The following is a 16635-nucleotide window of genomic DNA, read 5'->3' on the forward strand; positions in this document are numbered from 1 at the left end:
GCGGCAATGCCCGCCCTGCTCCCACGTCTGCGCGTCGTGCTGCTCGCCGTCGCGCTGTCGGGAGTCTTCCTGGTCGCGACGGGGGTGACGAGCGCGAGCGCGTTCGTCCGGGCCGTCGGCAGCGCCGGCGGGGCGAGCGGCGAGCGGCTGGCGTCCGGGACCTCCGGCCCCGCGCAGGGCCTCGGTGCGTCCGCCGACGAGCACGGGCCGCGTGCGCGCGCGGCCGCGGCGAGCACCCCCGACCGCGCCGACGAGGGTCTGACCCCCGGCCCGGCGACCGAGCCGGGCGGGGACGTCCCGACGGCCCCGACGGGCGCCCGCGGCGCCACCACCACTGATCCCGGCGCCCTCGACGGGGTCGACGCTCCCCCGGCGACGAGCCGGGCACCCCCGGTCTGACGACGCGTCCGCTCCCGTCCTCCCGCCGTCGGCGGCCCCCTCGACACCACCCGGAGAGTCCTCCCGTGTCCAGTCCCGACTCACGCGCCCCGCTGTGGCGCGCCGTCGCCTCGCTCATCGTGCTCATCGCCGCCGGAGTCGCGGCCCTCAACAACCCCGTCAACCTCGGCCTCGACCTCGAGGGCGGCACCCAGATCGTCCTGGAGACCCAGTCGACCGACCGGGTCCAGGCCGACTCCGAGGCGACCGACCGCGCCCTCGAGGTGCTGCGGGGGCGCGTGGACGCCCTCGGTGTCGCCGAGCCCACGCTGTCGCGCTCCGGCGAGAACCGCATCATCGTGGAGCTGCCCGGGGTCCAGGACCCGCGCAAGGCCGCCGAGGTGATCGGTCAGACCGCCCAGCTCGAGTTCCACAACGTCGTCGGCCCGGCCGGCGAGAACGCCGAGCCGGGCGACAACCAGCAGGTCGTCGACGACGAGGACGGCAACCCGATCCTGGTCGGACCGCCGCTGCTCGACGGCAACGGCATCGACGACGCGTCCTTCGGGCAGCCGCAGGACTCGATCGGCCAGTGGGTCGTCGACGTCGACTTCAACGACGAGGGCACCCCCGGCTGGCAGGAGCTCGTCAGCCAGGCGTGCGCCAACGAGGCCGGCGGGTCCCGGATCGCGATCATGCTCGACGGCGACGTGATCAGCTCGCCGCAGGTCCAGCCCGGCCTGTGCAGCAACCCCGGGTCGAGCACGCAGATCACCGGTGACTTCAGCCAGGCCGAGGCCGAGGACCTGTCCGTCCTCATCAAGGGCGGCGCGCTCCCGGTGCCGGTCGAGGTGATCGAGCAGCGCACGATCGGCGCCACCCTCGGCGACGCGGCGATCGCCGCGTCCTTCGAGGCCGGTCTGATCGGCCTCGCGCTGACCGCGATCTACATCCTCTTCGTCTACCGCCTCGTCGGCATGATGGCGACCCTGGCGCTCGCCGCGTACACCCTGCTGGCGTACGGCATGCTCGTCTGGCTGGGGGCGACGCTCACCCTCCCGGGTCTGGCCGGGTTCGTGCTGGCGATCGGTCTGGCGATCGACGCGAACGTGCTGGTCTTCGAGCGAGCGCGCGAGGAGTACATCCGACGACGCGGCGAAGGGCTCGGCCGCGCTCTCGACACCGGCTACAACAAGGCGTGGTCGGCGATCATCGACTCCAACGTCACCACGCTGATCGCCGCGGCGCTCCTGTTCTTCTTCGCCTCCGGCTCGGTGCGGGGCTTCGGCGTCACGCTGTCGATCGGCACGATCGCGTCGATGATGTCGGCGCTCGTGATCGCGCGCGTCCTGACCGACTGGCTGGTCCGCCGCTCGTTCGTCAAGAACCGTCCGGCGGTGTCCGGGATCGCGGGCGACGGGTCGTTCCGACGGTGGCTCGCGACGAACGGCCCGGACCTGATGCGTCGCGCCGGCACCTGGGTCACGGTCGCGGTGATCGCGCTCGTGGTGGCGGTCGGCGGCCTCGTGATCCGCGGTCTCGACCTCGGCATCGACTTCACCGGCGGACGGCTGCTCGAGTACTCCACGACGCAGACGATCAGCGCGGACGACGCGCGCGACGTGGTCGCGGACGCCGGCTTCCCGCAGGCGGTCGTCCAGGAGTCGAGCAGCGACACCGGCAACGAGCACGACATCACGGTCCGGGTCGGGCAGATCTCCGACGACGAGGCGGTCCAGATCGAGCAGGCGCTCGCCGACGCCGCCGGCGGCGCGACGAAGGAGCGCGACGAGCTGGTCGGGCCGAGCCTCGGCGACGAGCTGCGCAACAAGGCGATCACGGCGTTCGTGATCGCGATCGCGGCGCAGATGATCTATCTGGCGTTCCGGTTCCGGTGGACGTTCGCGACCGGCGCCGTGCTGTCGCTGGCGTTCGTCGTGCTCATGGTCGTCGGGTTCTTCGCCTGGACCGGTCTCCCGGTCGACAGCGTGTTCCTGGCGGCGATCCTGTCGATCATCGGTCTGGCGATCAACGACACGATCGTCGTCTTCGACCGGATCCGTGAGGAGCTACGCAACCGCGACGGGACCGGGTCGGTGAGAACGACCTTCAACGACGCGATCCTCCAGACGTTCCCCCGCACGATCAACACCAGCCTCAGCACGATCTTCGTGCTCGCGGCCCTGGCCGTGCTCGGTGGCGACACGCTCAAGCCGTTCGCGATCGCGCTGCTGCTCGGCATGATCATCGGTGTCTACGCGACCACGCTCGTGGCGTCGCCGATCGCGGTCATGCTCGAGGAGCGGTTCCGCCCACGCGAGGGCAAGGACGTCCTCGCGGCCGCCGACCCGTACGCCGACGTGCCCGCAGGTGGCCGGGAGACCGGCACGCTCTGACGGACGGTGGGCGCGGTCGTACGGCCGCGCCCACCTGCCTCGCCCGCGATTCGACGCGTTCCGCACCGAACTGCCTGCCGGAAAAGGTGGGGAACCCGTCACATCGGGGACGCGGCCTCAGAACGTGCCGGTCACCGCGCGCGAGACCGTGAAGCCTCGCCAGCTCTGGGTGTCGACGCAGGTGACGCCCGTACGTGCGCTGGTGCAGCCGAAGTCGCCGATCACGGTCGACCGGCCGTACTTCAGGACCGGCGCGTCCCCGCTGGGCGCCTTGGTCCCGCAGACGAAGCCGGCACCGCGGGCGTCGACGGCGACCGTGCGGCCCCATCGACCCTCGCACCCGGCCGGGCGCTTCGGCGGCTTGAAGGAGTGCTCGTCGATGTCGCACCGGGCCCCGGTCGTGCCGAGGCGGCACACGATGTTGCCGGACGGGCTGCTGAAGGCGGGCATCTCCTTGCCGATGCGGGGAAGCTCCGTGGAGGAGCCGTCGACCGGCTTCGGCACCGTCGGGACCGCGGTGGGCTCCTTCGACGGGCTGCCGCCCGGATCCGCCGTCGCGAGGTCGGTCGCGGATCCGCAGCCGGCCAGGACGACCAGGCCGGCCACGACGATCACCAGCTCGCGGACACGCACGCCGCATCCCTCCTTGCGCGGCGTTCCGGGGGCCACGCGCTCGGTCCCGGCCACTCTAGGCGACGGAGCCGAGTGACCGAACCCGGCCGAGCGGTGACGGCGCCGGTCAGGACGCGGTCGACGCCTGCCGCAGCATCCGGGTGACGCCGGCCTGGCCGCGCCGCATCATCACGGCGTGGTTGGCGCGGAACAGCGGCTGCAGGAACGGAGCGGACACGTTCATCCACGCCGACGTCGTGACGACCTCCTGCCGGTAGTCGAGGCGGGTACGACGGCCGTCGTCGTCCCTGACCCGCCAGCTCGCCCACCCCTCGAGGTCGCCGGCGATCTCCGCCTCCAGGTGGCCGACGTCGTGATCGACCCGGCGGCGGTGCAGCGTCAGTCGGAGGGTGTACGGGAGGGCGGCGCGGATCGTCACGCGGGCCGTGTCCTCGTCGATCCCGACGACGCTGCGCACCTCGGGCCACCAGTGGCCGTACCGCTCGAGATCGGCCAGCACGTCGAGGGCCCGCGATCGGCCCACGGGCAGCGTCCAGCGCGCGCGGAACGAGTAGTGCTGCCCAGTCACCCGGCCAGCCTCTCAGGCCGGACCACGCCTGCGCAGGTCTGCACGGACCGGGAGCGGGTCAGTCCGGCTGGGCGCCGACCCAGGTGGTCGCCTCGGCACCCGCCGCGACAGCCGCGCGCAGCGCGGTCGCGTCGTCGTCCCCCCGCGCCAGCGCCGCCGCCAGGGCACCGGCGAACGCGTCGCCGGCACCGGTCGTGTCGACCACCTCCGTCGCCGGCGGCGCGACGGTCGTCCCGTGCCACGTGGCGCCGCGGCCGCCGAGCGTCACGCACGCCTCCGCCAGGTCGTACGCACGCTGCTCGTGCTCGTTCACCACGGTCGGGTCGGCGGCCTCGAGCCACGCGCGCGGGACGGTGCGCACGGGCGACGGGTTCAGGACGACCCTCACCCCGTGCTCGGCGGCGAGCGCGAACGCCGCGGACACCGCTTCGTCACCGACCTCGAGCTGCACGAGCACGACGTCGGCGTCGGCGAGCACGTCGGCCGCGGCCCGCACGTCCTCGGCCGACAGCCGGGCGTTCGCGCCGGGGGCGACCACGATCGTGTTCTCCCCCGCTCCGTCCACCACGATCAGCGCCGTGCCGGTCGGTACCCCGGCGGTGGTCCGCAGGTGCTGGTCGTCGATCCCGGCAGCGCGCAGGGCCGTACGGTACTGCGCGCCGTCGCTGTCGTCGCCCAGCCGCCCGACGAACGCGACCTGCGCACCGGCACGGGCCGCGGCGAGCGCCTGGTTCGCACCCTTGCCCCCGTGGGAGCGGGTCAGATCGCTGCCGAGGATCGTCTCGCCCGGCCCGGGGTGGCGGGCTACGGAAGTGACGAGATCGACGTTCAGCGACCCGACCACGACCACCCGACCGCGGCGGTCGCTCACCGACCTCCCGCCCACCGGCCCCTCGCTCACCGGCGTGCCTGGTCGTCGCTGCGGATGGCACGCGACTCGGCCGCGGCGGCCGAGGACTGCGTCGTGGCGCCGAGCGTCGCGAGGAAGAGATCGCGCGTCGCGCGGGCGTCGACGTCGGCCGCGACCCGGATCGGCGGTCCCGTCTCCTCGACACCGTGGACCGCGTCCTCGCCCTGGATGGAGCGCCGGTCCACGACCGTCTGACCCCGCGAACGGCCGGCCAGCTCGACGTGGACCGGCCAGGTCCGCAGCGTGACGAGGTCGGGCGCCGCGACCGCGCACACCGCGCCGGCGTCGCCGATCAGGCCGCCCCCGGCCGCCCGCGGGTCGGACCGGACGACGTGGTGCGAGTGGGCCAGCAGCCGGCCCGCCAGCGCCACGGCCGGGTCGGGGTCCTCCGCCAGCGCGCCGTACGTCGACGGGTCGACGGCCACCTGGTAGAAGACGTCGAGCCCGTACATCACGACGTCGAGCCCGGAGTCCAGGACGATCGCGGCTGCCTCCGGGTCGTGCCAGACGTTGAACTCCGCGACCGCCGACGCGTTCCCACCGCTGATCGCACCGCCCATGAAGACGATCTCGGCGATGTTGTCGACGACCTCGGGATAGGTGCGCAGCAGCAGCGCGACGTTGGTCATCGGCGCGAGCGGGACCAGGGTCACGGGATCGGCCGAGTCGAGGATCGCGCGCCGCAGCATCGTGACGGCGTCGGTGTCGTACGGCGTCCGCTGCGAGGCGGGCAGGTTCTGGCCTCCGAGCCCGTCGGCGCCGTGGACGTGGCGGGCGTCCCGGGCCGGCTGGAGCAGGGGCCGCTGGGCCCCGCGCGCGACCGGGACCTCGCCGGCTCCGAGGGTGTCGAGGACGGCCAGGGTGTTGGCGACGACCCGGTCGACGCCGGCGTTCCCGGCGACGCAGCTGATCGCCCGCAGGTCCAGGCCGGGGTGCCGGACCGCGAACATGATCGCCAGGGCGTCGTCGATGCCGGTGTCGACGTCGAGCACGAGCGGGCGCGGCCGGGTGAGGGAGTCCGAGGGCATGGCGACACCGTACTGCTGTCGAGCGGAGCGTCGCGGGCGACGGTGCGGGCGACGGCGGGGCCACGCTGTGCCCGACCTCACTTGGCGGCGCCCGTCCGGGTGGCTACCGTCGAAGGTTGACGTCGTGCGCTCGATCGGTGCAGACGGAACCCATCTTCCACCCCGCCCGTACGGCCGCTGCCGACCGCAGCCACCCGGACGGTACCGCCCGAGAGCCGAAGGACCACATGCCCGACGACGAGAACGAGGAGAAGCACGGCCTGCTGAGCGGCGTCTCGCCCGCGCAGGTCGTCGGCAGCGCGCTCGCGGCCGTCACCTCGGCGTTCGCGGCATCCGGCCTCGGTGTCGCCGGGACGCTGATCGGTGCCGCGATCGGCTCCATCGTCATCACCGTCGGCGGCGCGTTCTACACCAACTCGCTGCGCCGCCAGGGCGCGAAGATCGCAGCGGCGGCCGGCGCGAGCACGCGGGTGGCCCTGAACCAGGCGCAGAAGGCCCAGGGCGGGACGACGCCGTACGACGGGGCCGAGGTGGATCCCGGCACCGGGCCGGCGGACGACGCCACCGCGCCGCTCGACGCGGCCGGGTTCGACGCGTCCTTCGACGACGCTGGTTTCGACGAGGACGCTGCCCCGGGCGATGCGGACGCCGAGGCGGTCGGGACGACCGAGCGCAAGGGCCTGATCGGGCCCAAGACCATCATCGCGGCGATCGGCGTCAGCCTCGCGCTCGCCCTCGGCGGCATCTGGGCGTACGAGACGATCGTCGGCCACCCGATCTCCAACAGCGGCGGCTCCGGCACGACCTTCAGCAACATCGGCCGGTCGAACGCCGACGGCAAGAACCAGAAGAACCAGGACTCCGACTCGCCCTCGCAGGGCGGGCAGAACGGCGACTCGGACTCCGACTCCGAGGGCGGCAGCGGCAGCAGCGGTGGCGACAGCTCCGACGAGGAGGCGCCGAGCACCGAGGCGCCGACGGAGGAGCCGACGACCGAGGCGCCGACCGAGGAGCCGACGACCGAGGCGCCGACGACGCCCGCCCCTGCCGAGGGCAACGAGGGCGACGTCACCGAGGGCCAGGGCACTCCCGGGCCGTCGGATGCCAAGACGTCCGAGCCCGTCGTCGGCTGAGCCGGTCGTCGGGCGCGCGAGCAGCCGGGCCTGGTTGGATGGACCGGTGAGCTTCACCTTCACGGTCGGCGACCGCCTCGACGGCCGTCACGGCAGGACCGGCACGATCAGCACCCCGCACGGCGAGATCCGTACGCCTGCCTTCGTGCCCGTCGGCACGAAGGCCACCGTCAAGGCGGTGCTGCCGGAGACGATGCGCGAGATCGGGTCGCAGGCGCTGCTCGCGAACGCCTACCACCTCTACCTCCAGCCCGGGTCCGACATCGTGGACGAGGCCGGGGGCCTCGGCGCCTTCATGAACTGGGACGGCCCGACGTTCACCGACTCGGGTGGGTTCCAGGTGCTGTCGCTCGGCGCGGGCTTCCGCAAGGTGCTCGCGATGGACACCGCCGGGCGCGCCGCCGACGACGTGATCGCCGAGGGCAAGGAGCGGCTCGCCCACATCGACGACGACGGGGTGACGTTCAAGAGTCACCTGGACGGGTCGAAGCACCGGTTCACGCCCGAGACCTCCATGCAGATCCAGCACAGGCTCGGCGCGGACATCATCTTCGCCTTCGACGAGTGCACCACGCTGATGAACACCCGCGACTACCAGGAGCGCTCGGTCGAGCGGACCCAGGCGTGGGCCGTACGGTGCGTCGCGGAGCACCGCCGGCTGACCGAGGAGCGGGCCGACAAGCCGTACCAGGCCTTGTTCGGGGTCGTGCAGGGCGCGCAGTTCGAGGACCTGCGGCGGCAGTCGGCGCGCGGGCTGGTCGAGCTGGGCTTCGACGGGTACGGGATCGGCGGCGCGCTCGAGAAGGACCAGCTCGGCACGATCGTCTCGTGGGTGTGCGACGAGCTGCCCGAGGACCGGCCGCGGCACCTGCTCGGGATCGGCGAGCCGGACGACCTGTTCGCCGGGATCGAGAACGGCGCCGACACGTTCGACTGCGTGAGCCCGTCCCGGGTGGCACGCACGAGCCGCGTCTACACCGTCGACGGGCAGCGCAACCTCCTCGTGGCTGCGTCGAAGCGGCGGTTCGAGCCGATCGACGACGCATGCGACTGCTACACCTGCGGGCACTACACCGTCGCGTACCTCCACCACCTTTTCAAGGCGAAGGAGTACCTCGCGGCGACTCTCGTCACGATCCACAACGAGCGGTTCATCGTGCGGCTCGTCGACCGGATCCGCGACGCGGTCGGCGACGGGTCGTACGACGCGCTGAAGAGTGAGTTCCTCGGGCGGTACTACGCGTCGCGGTCCTGACCGGCCGGCGGCTCGCCCGTGCCGGCGGCGACCGGCTCGCCGGAGGACCAGTACGTGGGCTCGCGCGACTTCAGCCAGCCGATCACCATGATCGTCAGCGGCATCACGATCAGCTCGACGGCGACCTTGTAGACGAAGCCGACCACGGCGTAGTTCCAGAACTGGCCCATGGTGGTGATCCCGATCGCGGACGCGGCGATCGCGCAGAAGATCAGCGTGTCGGCCGCCTCCCCGATGCCGGTGGAGCTCGCGAGCCGGGCGAACAGGCCCCGCTCGGCGGTGCGCTGCTTCATCCGGACCAGCACGAACGCGTTAAGGAACTGGCCGGTGAGGTAGCCCGCGAGGCTCGCGAGCACGATCTGCGGGACGAACCCGAGCACGGCCTCGTACGCCGCCTGGTTCTCGTAGAACGACGCGCCCGGCGCGTGCTGGACGACGACGAACGTGAGCGCCGTGAGCACCGCGAGCGCGAACCCGGTGATGATCGCGCGCCGCGCCGCGCGCATCCCGTACACCTCGGAGATCACGTCACCGAGCACGTACGCGAACGGGAACAGGAACGCTCCCCCGTCGGTGATGATCGGCCAGATCTGGATCGGACCGAGCGTGACGTCGCCGGAGCCGAACTCGATCCCCTTGGTCGCCACGATGTTGGAGACCACGAGGATCACGCAGAACGCCGCGAGGATCACGTCGAAGTGCGTCGAGCCGCGCGCGGCGAAGTGGACGACGTCGCGGCGCCGGGACTCGGAGGTGACGGCCATGCGTCCTATCCAAGCAGAGGTCAGGAGAACGGCGGACGGGCGTCCAGCCGGACCGACAGGCGGCCACCCGCCCGCCAGGTCCGGGCGACGAGGTCGCGATCGGAGTCCGTCACGAGGTTGCCCATCAGCCGCAGCACGACGTGCATCAGCCACTCCCAGCGCATCCCCGGCGGGCCGAAGGTCGGCAGCAGCCACGGCTGGGTCAGCAGGCCACCGAGCCGCCGCGCGAGCGAGAACGACTCGCCGTACGCGCCGCGCAGGGTCGCGGGCCAGCCGGTGGCGAGGTCGTCCCCTGCCGCGAGGTGCTCCGCGACCAGGCGACCGGTCTCCAGGCCGTAGTCGATGCCCTCGCCGTTGAGCGGGTTCACGCAGGCGGCGGCGTCGCCGATCAACGCCCAGTTCGGGCCGGCGACGCCGGAGACCGCGCCGCCCATCGGCAGCAGCGCCGACGTCGGGGCCCGCAGCTCGTCGCCGAGGTCCCACTCGTCGCGCCGCAGCCGCGCGTAGTACTCCATCAGCGGGCGGAGCTGCACCTTCGCGGGCCGCTTGGCGGTCGCGAGCGTGCCGACGCCGAGATTCACCTCGCCGTCGGACAGCGGGAAGATCCAGCCGTACCCGCTGAGCAGCTCGTCGTCCTCACCGCGCAGCTCGAGGTGCGACGAGATCCACGGGTCGTCGCTGCGGCCGGACTTCACGTACGACCGGCCGGCCACCCCGTACACCGTCTCGCGGTGCCACTCACGGCCCAGCACGCGACCCAACGGGCTGCGCACGCCGTCGGCGACCACGACGCGCTCGCAGGCGACGCGGTGCTCGCCCTCTGCGGTGCGGAAGACCACGGCGGTGATGCGGTCGCCGGTGCGGTCGACGTCGACCGCCCGGGCGCCGTCGAGCGCCCGCGCCCCGGCGTCGAGCGCGAGCTGACGCAGGTGAGCGTCGAGCTCCGTGCGCGGGACCGCCGAGCCGATGTCGGGCAGCGCCCCGCCGGGCCACGGCAGCAGCCACTCCTGGCCGAAGCCCGCGGCGCGCAGACCGCGGTTGGTGCCGTGGCGGCGGACCCAGTCGCCGAGCCCGAGGCCGTCGAGCTCCTTGATCGCCCGCGGGGTCAGACCGTCGCCACAGGTCTTGTCGCGCGGGAAGCGCGCGGCGTCCGCGAGCACGACGTCGAGGCCGTGCCGGGCCGCCCACGCGGCGGCGGCGGAGCCTGCGGGGCCGGCGCCGACGACGAGGACGTCGGTGCGCTCGGGCAGGCCTCCGGCCTCGAGGACGTCATTGCTCTCGGCGAGGCCTGTGCGCTCGGGGAAGGACGGGGCAGTCACGGGTCGATTCTCCCATCCCACCCCTGACGGCTCGGCGGGCGGCGGCTGTCGGTGGGGCGCGTCAGGATGGGGGCATGCTCCTCGCCGACGTGGTCGCCACCTCCCGTGCCGTCGCCGCGACCCGCTCCCGTCTGGCGAAGCGCGCGGCGATCGCCGAGCTGCTCGCCGCGACGCCGCCGGACGCGCTCGAGGTCGTGGTGACCTACCTGGCGGGCGAGCTGCGCCAGCGCCGGACGGGCCTCGGGTGGGCGTCGATGCGGGACCTGCCGGACCCGGCGGCGGAGCCGTCGCTGGACGTCGTGGACGTCGACGCGGCGTTCGAGACCATGGCGGCGATGTCCGGTCCCGGCTCCGCGGGCGCCCGTACGGACGCCGCCGCAGCGCTGTTCGGGGCCGCGACCGCCGACGAGCAGGCCTACCTGCGCGGCCTGGTCTCCGGGGACGTGCGCCAGGGCGCGCTGGACTCGGTGGTCGCGGATGCCGTGGCGGAGGCCGCGGGGCTGCCCGCGGCGGACGTACGGCGTGCCGTGATGCTGCGCGGCGCGCTCGCGCCCGTCGCGTCGGCGGCGCTGTCCGGCGGGGCGGAGGCGGTGGCGGGGTTCCGGCTCGAGGCGGGGCGCGCGGTCCGGCCCATGCTCGCCTCGAGCGCACCCGACGTCGCGGCGGCGCTGGAGAAGATCGGCGCCGGATCGCCGACGTCGGTCGACACGAAGCTCGACGGTATCCGGATCCAGGTCCACCGGGTCGGCGACGACGTCCGGGTCTACACCCGCAGCCTCGACGACATCACCGAGCGGGTCGGGTCGATCGTGGAGGCCGTCCGGGGTCTGTCGGCGGACACGCTGGTGCTGGACGGAGAGGCGGTGGTGATCGAGCAGGACGGGCGGCCGGCACCGTTCCAGGACATCGCCTCGCTCGGCGCCACCCGGGTGCGTCCGGAGGCCCCCGACCTGTCGTCGGACGACGTACGGGTTCTGTCGCCGGTGTTCTTCGACGTCCTGCACGTCGACGGCGAGGACCTGATCGACCGTCCGCTGTCCGAGCGCCTCGAGGTGCTGGACCGCCTCGCGCCGGGGCTGACCGTGCCGCGGTTGCGGACCGCCGACGGCGCCGAGGCGACCACCTTCTTCGACGATGTCGTCGACCGGGGGTACGAAGGCGTCGTGGTCAAGGCGCTCGACGCCCCGTACGAGGCGGGTCGGCGCGGTGCGGCCTGGGTCAAGGTGAAGCCGCGGCACACCCTGGACCTCGTCGTGCTGGCGGTCGAGTGGGGGTCCGGTCGGCGCAAGGGCTGGCTGTCGAACATCCACCTGGGCGCCCGCGACCCCGACGGCGGCGGCTTCGTGATGCTCGGCAAGACGTTCAAGGGGATGACCGACGAGATCCTGGCGTGGCAGACCGAGCGGTTCACCGAGCTCGCCACGGACGGGACCGACGACTGGGTCGTGACCGTCCGCCCCGAGCAGGTCGTCGAGATCGCCTTCGACGGAGTCCAGCGGTCGCCTCGCTACCCCGGAGGCGTGGCGCTGCGCTTCGCCCGCGTGCTGCGCTACCGCGACGACAAGCCCGCGGCAGAGGCCGACACGATCGACGCGGTCCGGGCGCTGCTCTGACGCGGAGCGGGGTCGTCCTGCCGGTAGCGTGAGTTCCGGGGGTGCAGCGCATGGGGCGACCACGGAAAGCACGTGAGTCCGACATCGAGGAGGTCGCGCTCGCCCTGCCCCGGGCGGTGATGGTCGCGGGCTGGGGTGGGCTGCCTTCCTACCGGGTCAGCGGCCGGTTCTTCGTCGGCTACCGCACGCCTCGCCCCGACGCCGTGGACGCCGAGTCCGGCGAGCGGCTCACCGACGTCGTGGTGTTCCGGGTCCCCGACGAGGGCGACAAGCTGGCGCTCGTCCAGGGGGACGGGCCGTTCTTCACGACACCCCACTTCGACGGCCACGCCTCCGTCCTGCTCCGGCTCGCGCACCTCGGCCGGCTCAGCCGCGACGAGCTCGCCGAGGTCATCGTCGACGCCTGGCGCTCGCAGGCAGCTCCGACCGTCGTAGGGCGCTGGGAGGCCGAGCGCCGGGACGGCTGAGCCCGGTCACCTGACCGGACGACCACTGAATCACCGCAAATCGGACCTGCTCCCCGTCCGAGCGCGCTCTACCGGCTCCGAGCGCGCGCTGCGGGGTGCGCTCGGAGTGGGCGAGGTGCGCTCGGTCCCCGGTCTGCGGGATGCCGACGGGCTCAGCCGCCGGCGGCGCCCGCGGCACCCGCCGTCGCCAGGCGGAACCGCACGAGCAGGATCCGCTCCCCCACCTCCAGGGGGATCGGCGCATCGCTGGTGAGCTCGGGGACGCCCAGGCCCTTCGAGACGGTCGCGGCCTGCCCGGGATGCACCTGGCGGTACTCCTCCAGCAGGTCGACCGACTGCTGCGCGGCCAGAAGGATCGCCGTCGCGGGAGCGGCGGTGTGCTTGCCCCACCACAGCCGTACGTGGGGGTCGGCCTGGACGTTGCGGTACCACTGCGACGCGGCGCCGTAGCCGGACGCGACGACGATCCCGTCGCCCTCGTCGAGGACGACCTCGAGCACCACGTACCGCCGCTCGCCCGACGTGCGCCCGATGTGCTCCACCATCGCCAGCCGCCCGGCGAAGACGCGGCCGAGCCCGACCTTGAACAACCCGATCGGGGAACGCGCCAGCCAGCGCGGGATCTGCCTCATCGGTCCTCCTCGTCGTCTCGTTCGTCCGCGGGTTCGTCGCCGGTCGCCACGGGGCGGCTGGGGTCGGCGATCCACTCGCTCCACGACCCGGCGTACAGGGCCGCGTCGATGCCGATCCGCCGCAGGGCCAGGACCGTACGCGCGGCCGTGACGCCGGAGCCGCAGTACGCCGCGACCTCCCGCGTGCCGGACCCCGCTCCGCTCTCGCCGATCCCCAGCCCTGCGTACCGCGCGCGGAGCGCTGCGACCGACCGCCACCGTCCGTCGGCCTCCGCGTCGCCGCCCGCCGGCGCCGACACGGCACCGGGAACGTGGCCGGCGACCGGGTCGATCGGCTCGGCCTCGCCGCGGAACCGCTCACCGGTCCGCGCGTCCAGCAGGATCCCGCCCGCCGCCACCTGCGCGGCACCTGCGGCGTCGACGACCGGCAGCGCGCCCGGCGTCCCCGCGAAGTCACCCGGCGCCACCACCGGCGCCTCTGCGCTCACCGGCAGCCCGGCCGCGCGCCACGCGTCGTACCCGCCGTCCAGCACCGTCACCGTCGCGTGCCCGTAGTCGGTCAGCAACCACCACGCCCGCGCCGCCGCCGACCCCTCACCGCCGTCGTAGACGATCACCGGCCGGTCCGCCGACACACCGGCCGCCCGCATCGCGGCGACGAACCGGTCCGGGTCCGGCAACGGGTGCCGGCCGCGCCCGTCGTCGGGCGGATCGGCGAGCGCGGCGTCGAGGTCCACGAACACCGCGCCCGGCATGTGCCCGGCCTCGTACGCCGCCAGCCCCGGTGGCCCCGTGAGCGACCAGCGGACGTCGAGAACCGTCGGGTGTTCCCCGGGATCGGGCCGGTTCAGCAGGTCAGCAGCCTGCGCCGCGCTGATCACCGGATCGGACACGTCGGCCTGCCCACGTCGAACCATGGGCACACGGTAGCCTCGTGCCCCGTGGCGAGCCTGCTCTTCTTCACCGGGACGATGGACAGCGGCAAGTCGACGCTGGCGCTGCAGACCAACCACAACCACGCCGCACGCGGCCGGGTCGGGCGGATCTTCACCAGCCAGGACCGCGCCGGCGACGGGCGGCTGTCGAGCCGGCTCGGTCTGTCGACCGAGGCGATCGAGGTCGATCCCGACTTCGGCTTCTGGTCGTACGTGGTGGGTGCGCTGACGCAGGGCGAGCGGATCGACTACCTGATCTGCGACGAGGCGCAGTTCTACACGGCCGTGCAGGTCGAGGAGCTGGCGCGGATCTCCGACGAGCTGCAGATCGACGTGTTCGCGTTCGGGATCCTCACCGACTTCCGGACGCGGCTGTTCGAAGGCTCCGCGCGACTGGTCGAGCTCGCCGACCGGATCCAGCCGCTGCAGGTCGAGGCGCTGTGCTGGTGCGGCAAGCGCGCCACGCACAACGCACGGACCGAGAACGGCGTCATGGTCACCGAGGGCGACCAGATCGTCGTCGGCGACGTGGAGGACCCTGCGCAGCCGGCGCCGACGGTCGGGTACGAGGTGCTGTGCCGTCAGCACCACCGGCGCCGCATGACCACGGCGCGCGCTCGGGCGGTCACGACGGTGCCGGACCCCCTGCCGTTCTCCTGACCGACTGCTGACGACGGCGGCCCCGCCCGTACGGTCCGCCGTGGCTCACCGATCTGCAGCGAGGGTCCTGGGCGGTGACCTGTGACGGATGCATGGCACTGCCATCCGTCACACCGCACCGATCTGGCGGGTCGGCCGCGCGACCCGCACTCAGAGGTCGACGAGCACCGGAATCCGGGTCTCGGCCTCCGAGATCGACCCGTGGAACCCGACCATCGACATCTCGATCGCGAAGTGGCGCGTGGAGAAGACCGCGAAGTCACCGAGCCCGAGCACCAGCACGTCGCCGATCCGCGGACGGACACGGTCGTCGATCGTCCCGAACCACCCCGCGTCCTCCGCCTCGTCGCGTGTCACGACCAGCGCCGCGTCGCCGAACCGTGCCCGCCAGCGCTGCGCGACCTCCTGCTCCGCGCCGGTGCGCGTGTAGAGGTGCCGGAAGCGCGCCTCGCCGGCGAACAGCTGGACGTCGTCGAGCAGCGACGGCTCGCTCTCGACGTCGAACCGCCCGCCGGCCGGCAGATCGACCATCCCGTGGTCGGCGGTGATCAGCAGGGCGGTCCCAGGTGCCAGCGCGTCGCGCAGGTCCTGCAGATCGGCGTCGATGCCGCGCAGCCGGTCGCGCCACTGCTGCGACGCGCAGCCGTGCTGGTGCCCGGTGTGGTCGAGCGTCGACTCGTAGGTGTAGACCAGCGAGCGCGGTGTCGCCTCCGAGACCTCCGCGACCACGTCGGCGCGCTCGTAGATCGAGGCGTACGGGTGGAACGGCACGCCGCCCTGGCTGCAGACGGTCAGGCCGGATCCCTCGAACTCCGCCTTGTTGACCGCCGACGTCGGGACTCCGGCCGCATCGATCCGCTCGAGCATCGTCGGGTGCGGTTGCCAGGTCCGCGGATCGACCGCGTCGTCCCAGCGCAGCGAGTTGATCACCCGGTCGGTCCCGGGGATCCGGCAGGTGTAGCCGACGAGTCCGTGCTGTCCGGCCGGCAGGCCTGTCCCCAGCGACGTGATCGACGTCGCCGTCGTCGACGGCAGCCCGGAACGCAGGGTGTGCCCGCCGTCGAGGAGCGAGGAGAGGTACGGGGCGAGGTCGCGGTGCTCCGCGAGAAGATCGGCCCCGAGTCCGTCGACCAGCACCACGACGTACCGTGCGGCGCTCGGCAGCCCGATCCGGTCCGTCCAGCTCGGAACCCCCAGCGCGGCCGCGACGCTCGGCAGGACCGCGTCGATCCGGACGGAGTCGGCGATCGCCCCGCCCGGCACAGGGTCGGCGCTCACCGGAGGGGTCGTGAGGTGACGGCCGAGAGCGCGCGGGCGAAACCGAGCAGGCGCGAGACCGCGGCACCGCCCTCGGCGGCAGCGCTGACGCGCAGCGAGAAGTCGTCGGCCGAGGACGTCCCGGTGTAGCCGTGGTCCGCCTCGCAGCTGGGGTCCGAGCACGCGGCCGGCTCCAGGTCGAGTCGGTGCACGGCGCCCCAGCCGATGGTGAGCACGACCTCGGCCGGGTCGACGTCCGCCCGCGCGTCGAGCGCAGCGGACGTCGGGACCGTCCGCGTCACGACTACGGACTCGACCGACCGCAGCGCGACCGCCTCCGTGGTGGTCGAGGTGTAGGGCTCGGGGAGCACGTCGTCGGCCGGGTGCTCGTCGGTGTGGGTGAGCAGCAGCCGCGACGGGGTCAGCAGCAGGACCGTCATGTGGCGGCGCACCTCGTCCCGGTCGAACGTCGGCTCGTGGTGGAGCACGTACGCCGTGACCGGCTCGGACGCGAGCGCATCGGCGATGCCGGCGGCGACCACCTGCGGGTAGAACCCGGTGGTCTCGACGTCGGCGGCGAGCTCGGCCGTGCGGTCGGGGACGGTGTCCCCCGACTCGAGCCGGGCGGTGGACGGGTGTCGGTTGGCCATGAGTTCCAGTCTCGCACCTCCGCCCTGGCGGCGTCGC

17 protein-coding genes are annotated in these 16635 nt (G+C 73.3%); 7 read left to right on the forward strand and 10 right to left on the reverse strand.

Going from position 1 to position 16635, the window contains the following annotated elements:
* The first annotated feature begins 6 nt into the window (after window positions 1-6).
* A complete protein-coding gene (locus CLV56_RS00600; RefSeq protein WP_039357516.1) occupies window positions 7-399 on the forward strand; it encodes a hypothetical protein in 393 nt (130 codons plus the stop codon).
* Between the two features lie 65 nt (window positions 400-464).
* A complete protein-coding gene (secD, locus tag CLV56_RS00605; RefSeq protein ID WP_245857473.1) occupies window positions 465-2774 on the forward strand; it encodes a protein translocase subunit SecD in 2310 nt (769 codons plus the stop codon).
* Between the two features lie 117 nt (window positions 2775-2891).
* Here secD and CLV56_RS00610 read toward each other — a convergent pair whose 3' ends face one another.
* The 4 genes from CLV56_RS00610 to CLV56_RS00625 all read right to left on the reverse strand — a co-directional run bounded on the left by CLV56_RS00610 (window position 2892) and on the right by CLV56_RS00625 (window position 5913).
* Window positions 2892-3407: a DUF6636 domain-containing protein gene (locus CLV56_RS00610; RefSeq protein WP_100414224.1), complete on the reverse strand. Its 516-nt coding sequence runs from the start codon at window positions 3405-3407 to the stop codon at window positions 2892-2894.
* A gap of 106 nt (window positions 3408-3513) precedes the next feature.
* Complete coding sequence (locus CLV56_RS00615; RefSeq protein ID WP_039357519.1) at window positions 3514-3975, reverse strand: SRPBCC family protein; 462 nt, start codon at window positions 3973-3975, stop codon at window positions 3514-3516.
* 58 nt (window positions 3976-4033) lie between these two features.
* Window positions 4034-4846, reverse strand: coding sequence for a PfkB family carbohydrate kinase (locus CLV56_RS00620; protein WP_039357593.1), 813 nt, complete (start codon window positions 4844-4846; stop codon window positions 4034-4036).
* A gap of 26 nt (window positions 4847-4872) precedes the next feature.
* The gene (locus tag CLV56_RS00625; protein WP_100414226.1) at window positions 4873-5913 is read right to left on the reverse strand and encodes a nucleoside hydrolase; all 1041 of its coding nucleotides are present in this window, start codon (window positions 5911-5913) and stop codon (window positions 4873-4875) included.
* A gap of 137 nt (window positions 5914-6050) precedes the next feature.
* Between CLV56_RS00625 and CLV56_RS00630 the strand changes: the two genes are divergently transcribed.
* Together CLV56_RS00630 and tgt are read left to right on the forward strand one after the other, a co-directional pair.
* Complete coding sequence (locus CLV56_RS00630) at window positions 6051-7046, forward strand: hypothetical protein (RefSeq protein ID WP_157805022.1); 996 nt, start codon at window positions 6051-6053, stop codon at window positions 7044-7046.
* A 46-nt stretch (window positions 7047-7092) separates the two neighbouring features.
* A complete protein-coding gene (gene tgt, locus CLV56_RS00635) occupies window positions 7093-8301 on the forward strand; it encodes a tRNA guanosine(34) transglycosylase Tgt (protein ID WP_245857476.1) in 1209 nt (402 codons plus the stop codon).
* On the opposite strand, the gene CLV56_RS00640 is transcribed toward tgt, so the two are convergent.
* Window positions 8283-9065, reverse strand: a complete 783-nt coding sequence (locus CLV56_RS00640; protein ID WP_100414228.1) for a queuosine precursor transporter — start codon at window positions 9063-9065, stop codon at window positions 8283-8285. The genes tgt and CLV56_RS00640 overlap by 19 nt on opposite strands.
* A 20-nt stretch (window positions 9066-9085) precedes the next feature.
* A complete protein-coding gene (locus CLV56_RS00645) occupies window positions 9086-10384 on the reverse strand; it encodes a geranylgeranyl reductase family protein (RefSeq protein ID WP_281254170.1) in 1299 nt (432 codons plus the stop codon).
* A gap of 74 nt (window positions 10385-10458) precedes the next feature.
* Here CLV56_RS00645 and CLV56_RS00650 point away from each other — a divergent pair, with 74 nt between their 5' ends.
* Both CLV56_RS00650 and CLV56_RS00655 read left to right on the forward strand, forming a co-directional pair.
* Window positions 10459-11997, forward strand: a complete 1539-nt coding sequence (locus CLV56_RS00650; RefSeq protein ID WP_039357527.1) for an ATP-dependent DNA ligase — start codon at window positions 10459-10461, stop codon at window positions 11995-11997.
* A 50-nt stretch (window positions 11998-12047) separates the two neighbouring features.
* Window positions 12048-12464: an MmcQ/YjbR family DNA-binding protein gene (locus tag CLV56_RS00655; protein WP_100414229.1), complete on the forward strand. Its 417-nt coding sequence runs from the start codon at window positions 12048-12050 to the stop codon at window positions 12462-12464.
* Window positions 12465-12616: 152 nt separating this feature from the next.
* Here the strand turns inward: CLV56_RS00655 and CLV56_RS00660 are convergent, their stop codons facing one another.
* Together CLV56_RS00660 and CLV56_RS00665 are read right to left on the reverse strand one after the other, a co-directional pair.
* Window positions 12617-13096, reverse strand: coding sequence for a nitroreductase family deazaflavin-dependent oxidoreductase (locus CLV56_RS00660; RefSeq protein ID WP_039357530.1), 480 nt, complete (start codon window positions 13094-13096; stop codon window positions 12617-12619).
* Complete coding sequence (locus CLV56_RS00665; RefSeq protein ID WP_039357533.1) at window positions 13093-14013, reverse strand: sulfurtransferase; 921 nt, start codon at window positions 14011-14013, stop codon at window positions 13093-13095. Before CLV56_RS00665 ends, CLV56_RS00660 begins: the two co-directional genes overlap by 4 nt.
* A gap of 24 nt (window positions 14014-14037) precedes the next feature.
* Between CLV56_RS00665 and CLV56_RS00670 the strand changes: the two genes are divergently transcribed.
* The gene (locus tag CLV56_RS00670; protein WP_039357535.1) at window positions 14038-14691 is read left to right on the forward strand and encodes a thymidine kinase; all 654 of its coding nucleotides are present in this window, start codon (window positions 14038-14040) and stop codon (window positions 14689-14691) included.
* A gap of 150 nt (window positions 14692-14841) precedes the next feature.
* On the opposite strand, the gene CLV56_RS00675 is transcribed toward CLV56_RS00670, so the two are convergent.
* Together CLV56_RS00675 and CLV56_RS00680 are read right to left on the reverse strand one after the other, a co-directional pair.
* Window positions 14842-15969 (reverse strand): alkaline phosphatase family protein, encoded by a 1128-nt coding sequence (locus tag CLV56_RS00675; protein WP_100414230.1) that lies wholly within the window; start codon window positions 15967-15969, stop codon window positions 14842-14844.
* Window positions 15966-16598 (reverse strand): DUF5998 family protein, encoded by a 633-nt coding sequence (locus CLV56_RS00680; protein WP_039357538.1) that lies wholly within the window; start codon window positions 16596-16598, stop codon window positions 15966-15968. Before CLV56_RS00680 ends, CLV56_RS00675 begins: the two co-directional genes overlap by 4 nt.
* Window positions 16599-16635: the final 37 nt, after the last annotated feature.

Origin of the sequence: Mumia flava (genome assembly GCF_002797495.1) — a bacterium.
GTDB lineage: Bacteria > Actinomycetota > Actinomycetes > Propionibacteriales > Nocardioidaceae > Mumia > Mumia flava.

What these genes read in the sequence shown, in the direction of transcription:
- CLV56_RS00600 (WP_039357516.1), top strand. Translation starts at nt 7, where the DNA reads ATGCCCGCCCTGCTCCCACGTCTGCGCGTCGTGCTGCTCGCCGTCGCG.
- CLV56_RS00660 (WP_039357530.1), bottom strand. Translation starts at nt 13,096, where the DNA reads ATGAGGCAGATCCCGCGCTGGCTGGCGCGTTCCCCGATCGGGTTGTTC.
- CLV56_RS00640 (WP_100414228.1), bottom strand. Translation starts at nt 9,065, where the DNA reads ATGGCCGTCACCTCCGAGTCCCGGCGCCGCGACGTCGTCCACTTCGCC.
- CLV56_RS00665 (WP_039357533.1), bottom strand. Translation starts at nt 14,013, where the DNA reads ATGGTTCGACGTGGGCAGGCCGACGTGTCCGATCCGGTGATCAGCGCG.
- CLV56_RS00625 (WP_100414226.1), bottom strand. Translation starts at nt 5,913, where the DNA reads ATGCCCTCGGACTCCCTCACCCGGCCGCGCCCGCTCGTGCTCGACGTC.
- CLV56_RS00655 (WP_100414229.1), top strand. Translation starts at nt 12,048, where the DNA reads ATGGGGCGACCACGGAAAGCACGTGAGTCCGACATCGAGGAGGTCGCG.
- CLV56_RS00650 (WP_039357527.1), top strand. Translation starts at nt 10,459, where the DNA reads ATGCTCCTCGCCGACGTGGTCGCCACCTCCCGTGCCGTCGCCGCGACC.
- CLV56_RS00680 (WP_039357538.1), bottom strand. Translation starts at nt 16,598, where the DNA reads ATGGCCAACCGACACCCGTCCACCGCCCGGCTCGAGTCGGGGGACACC.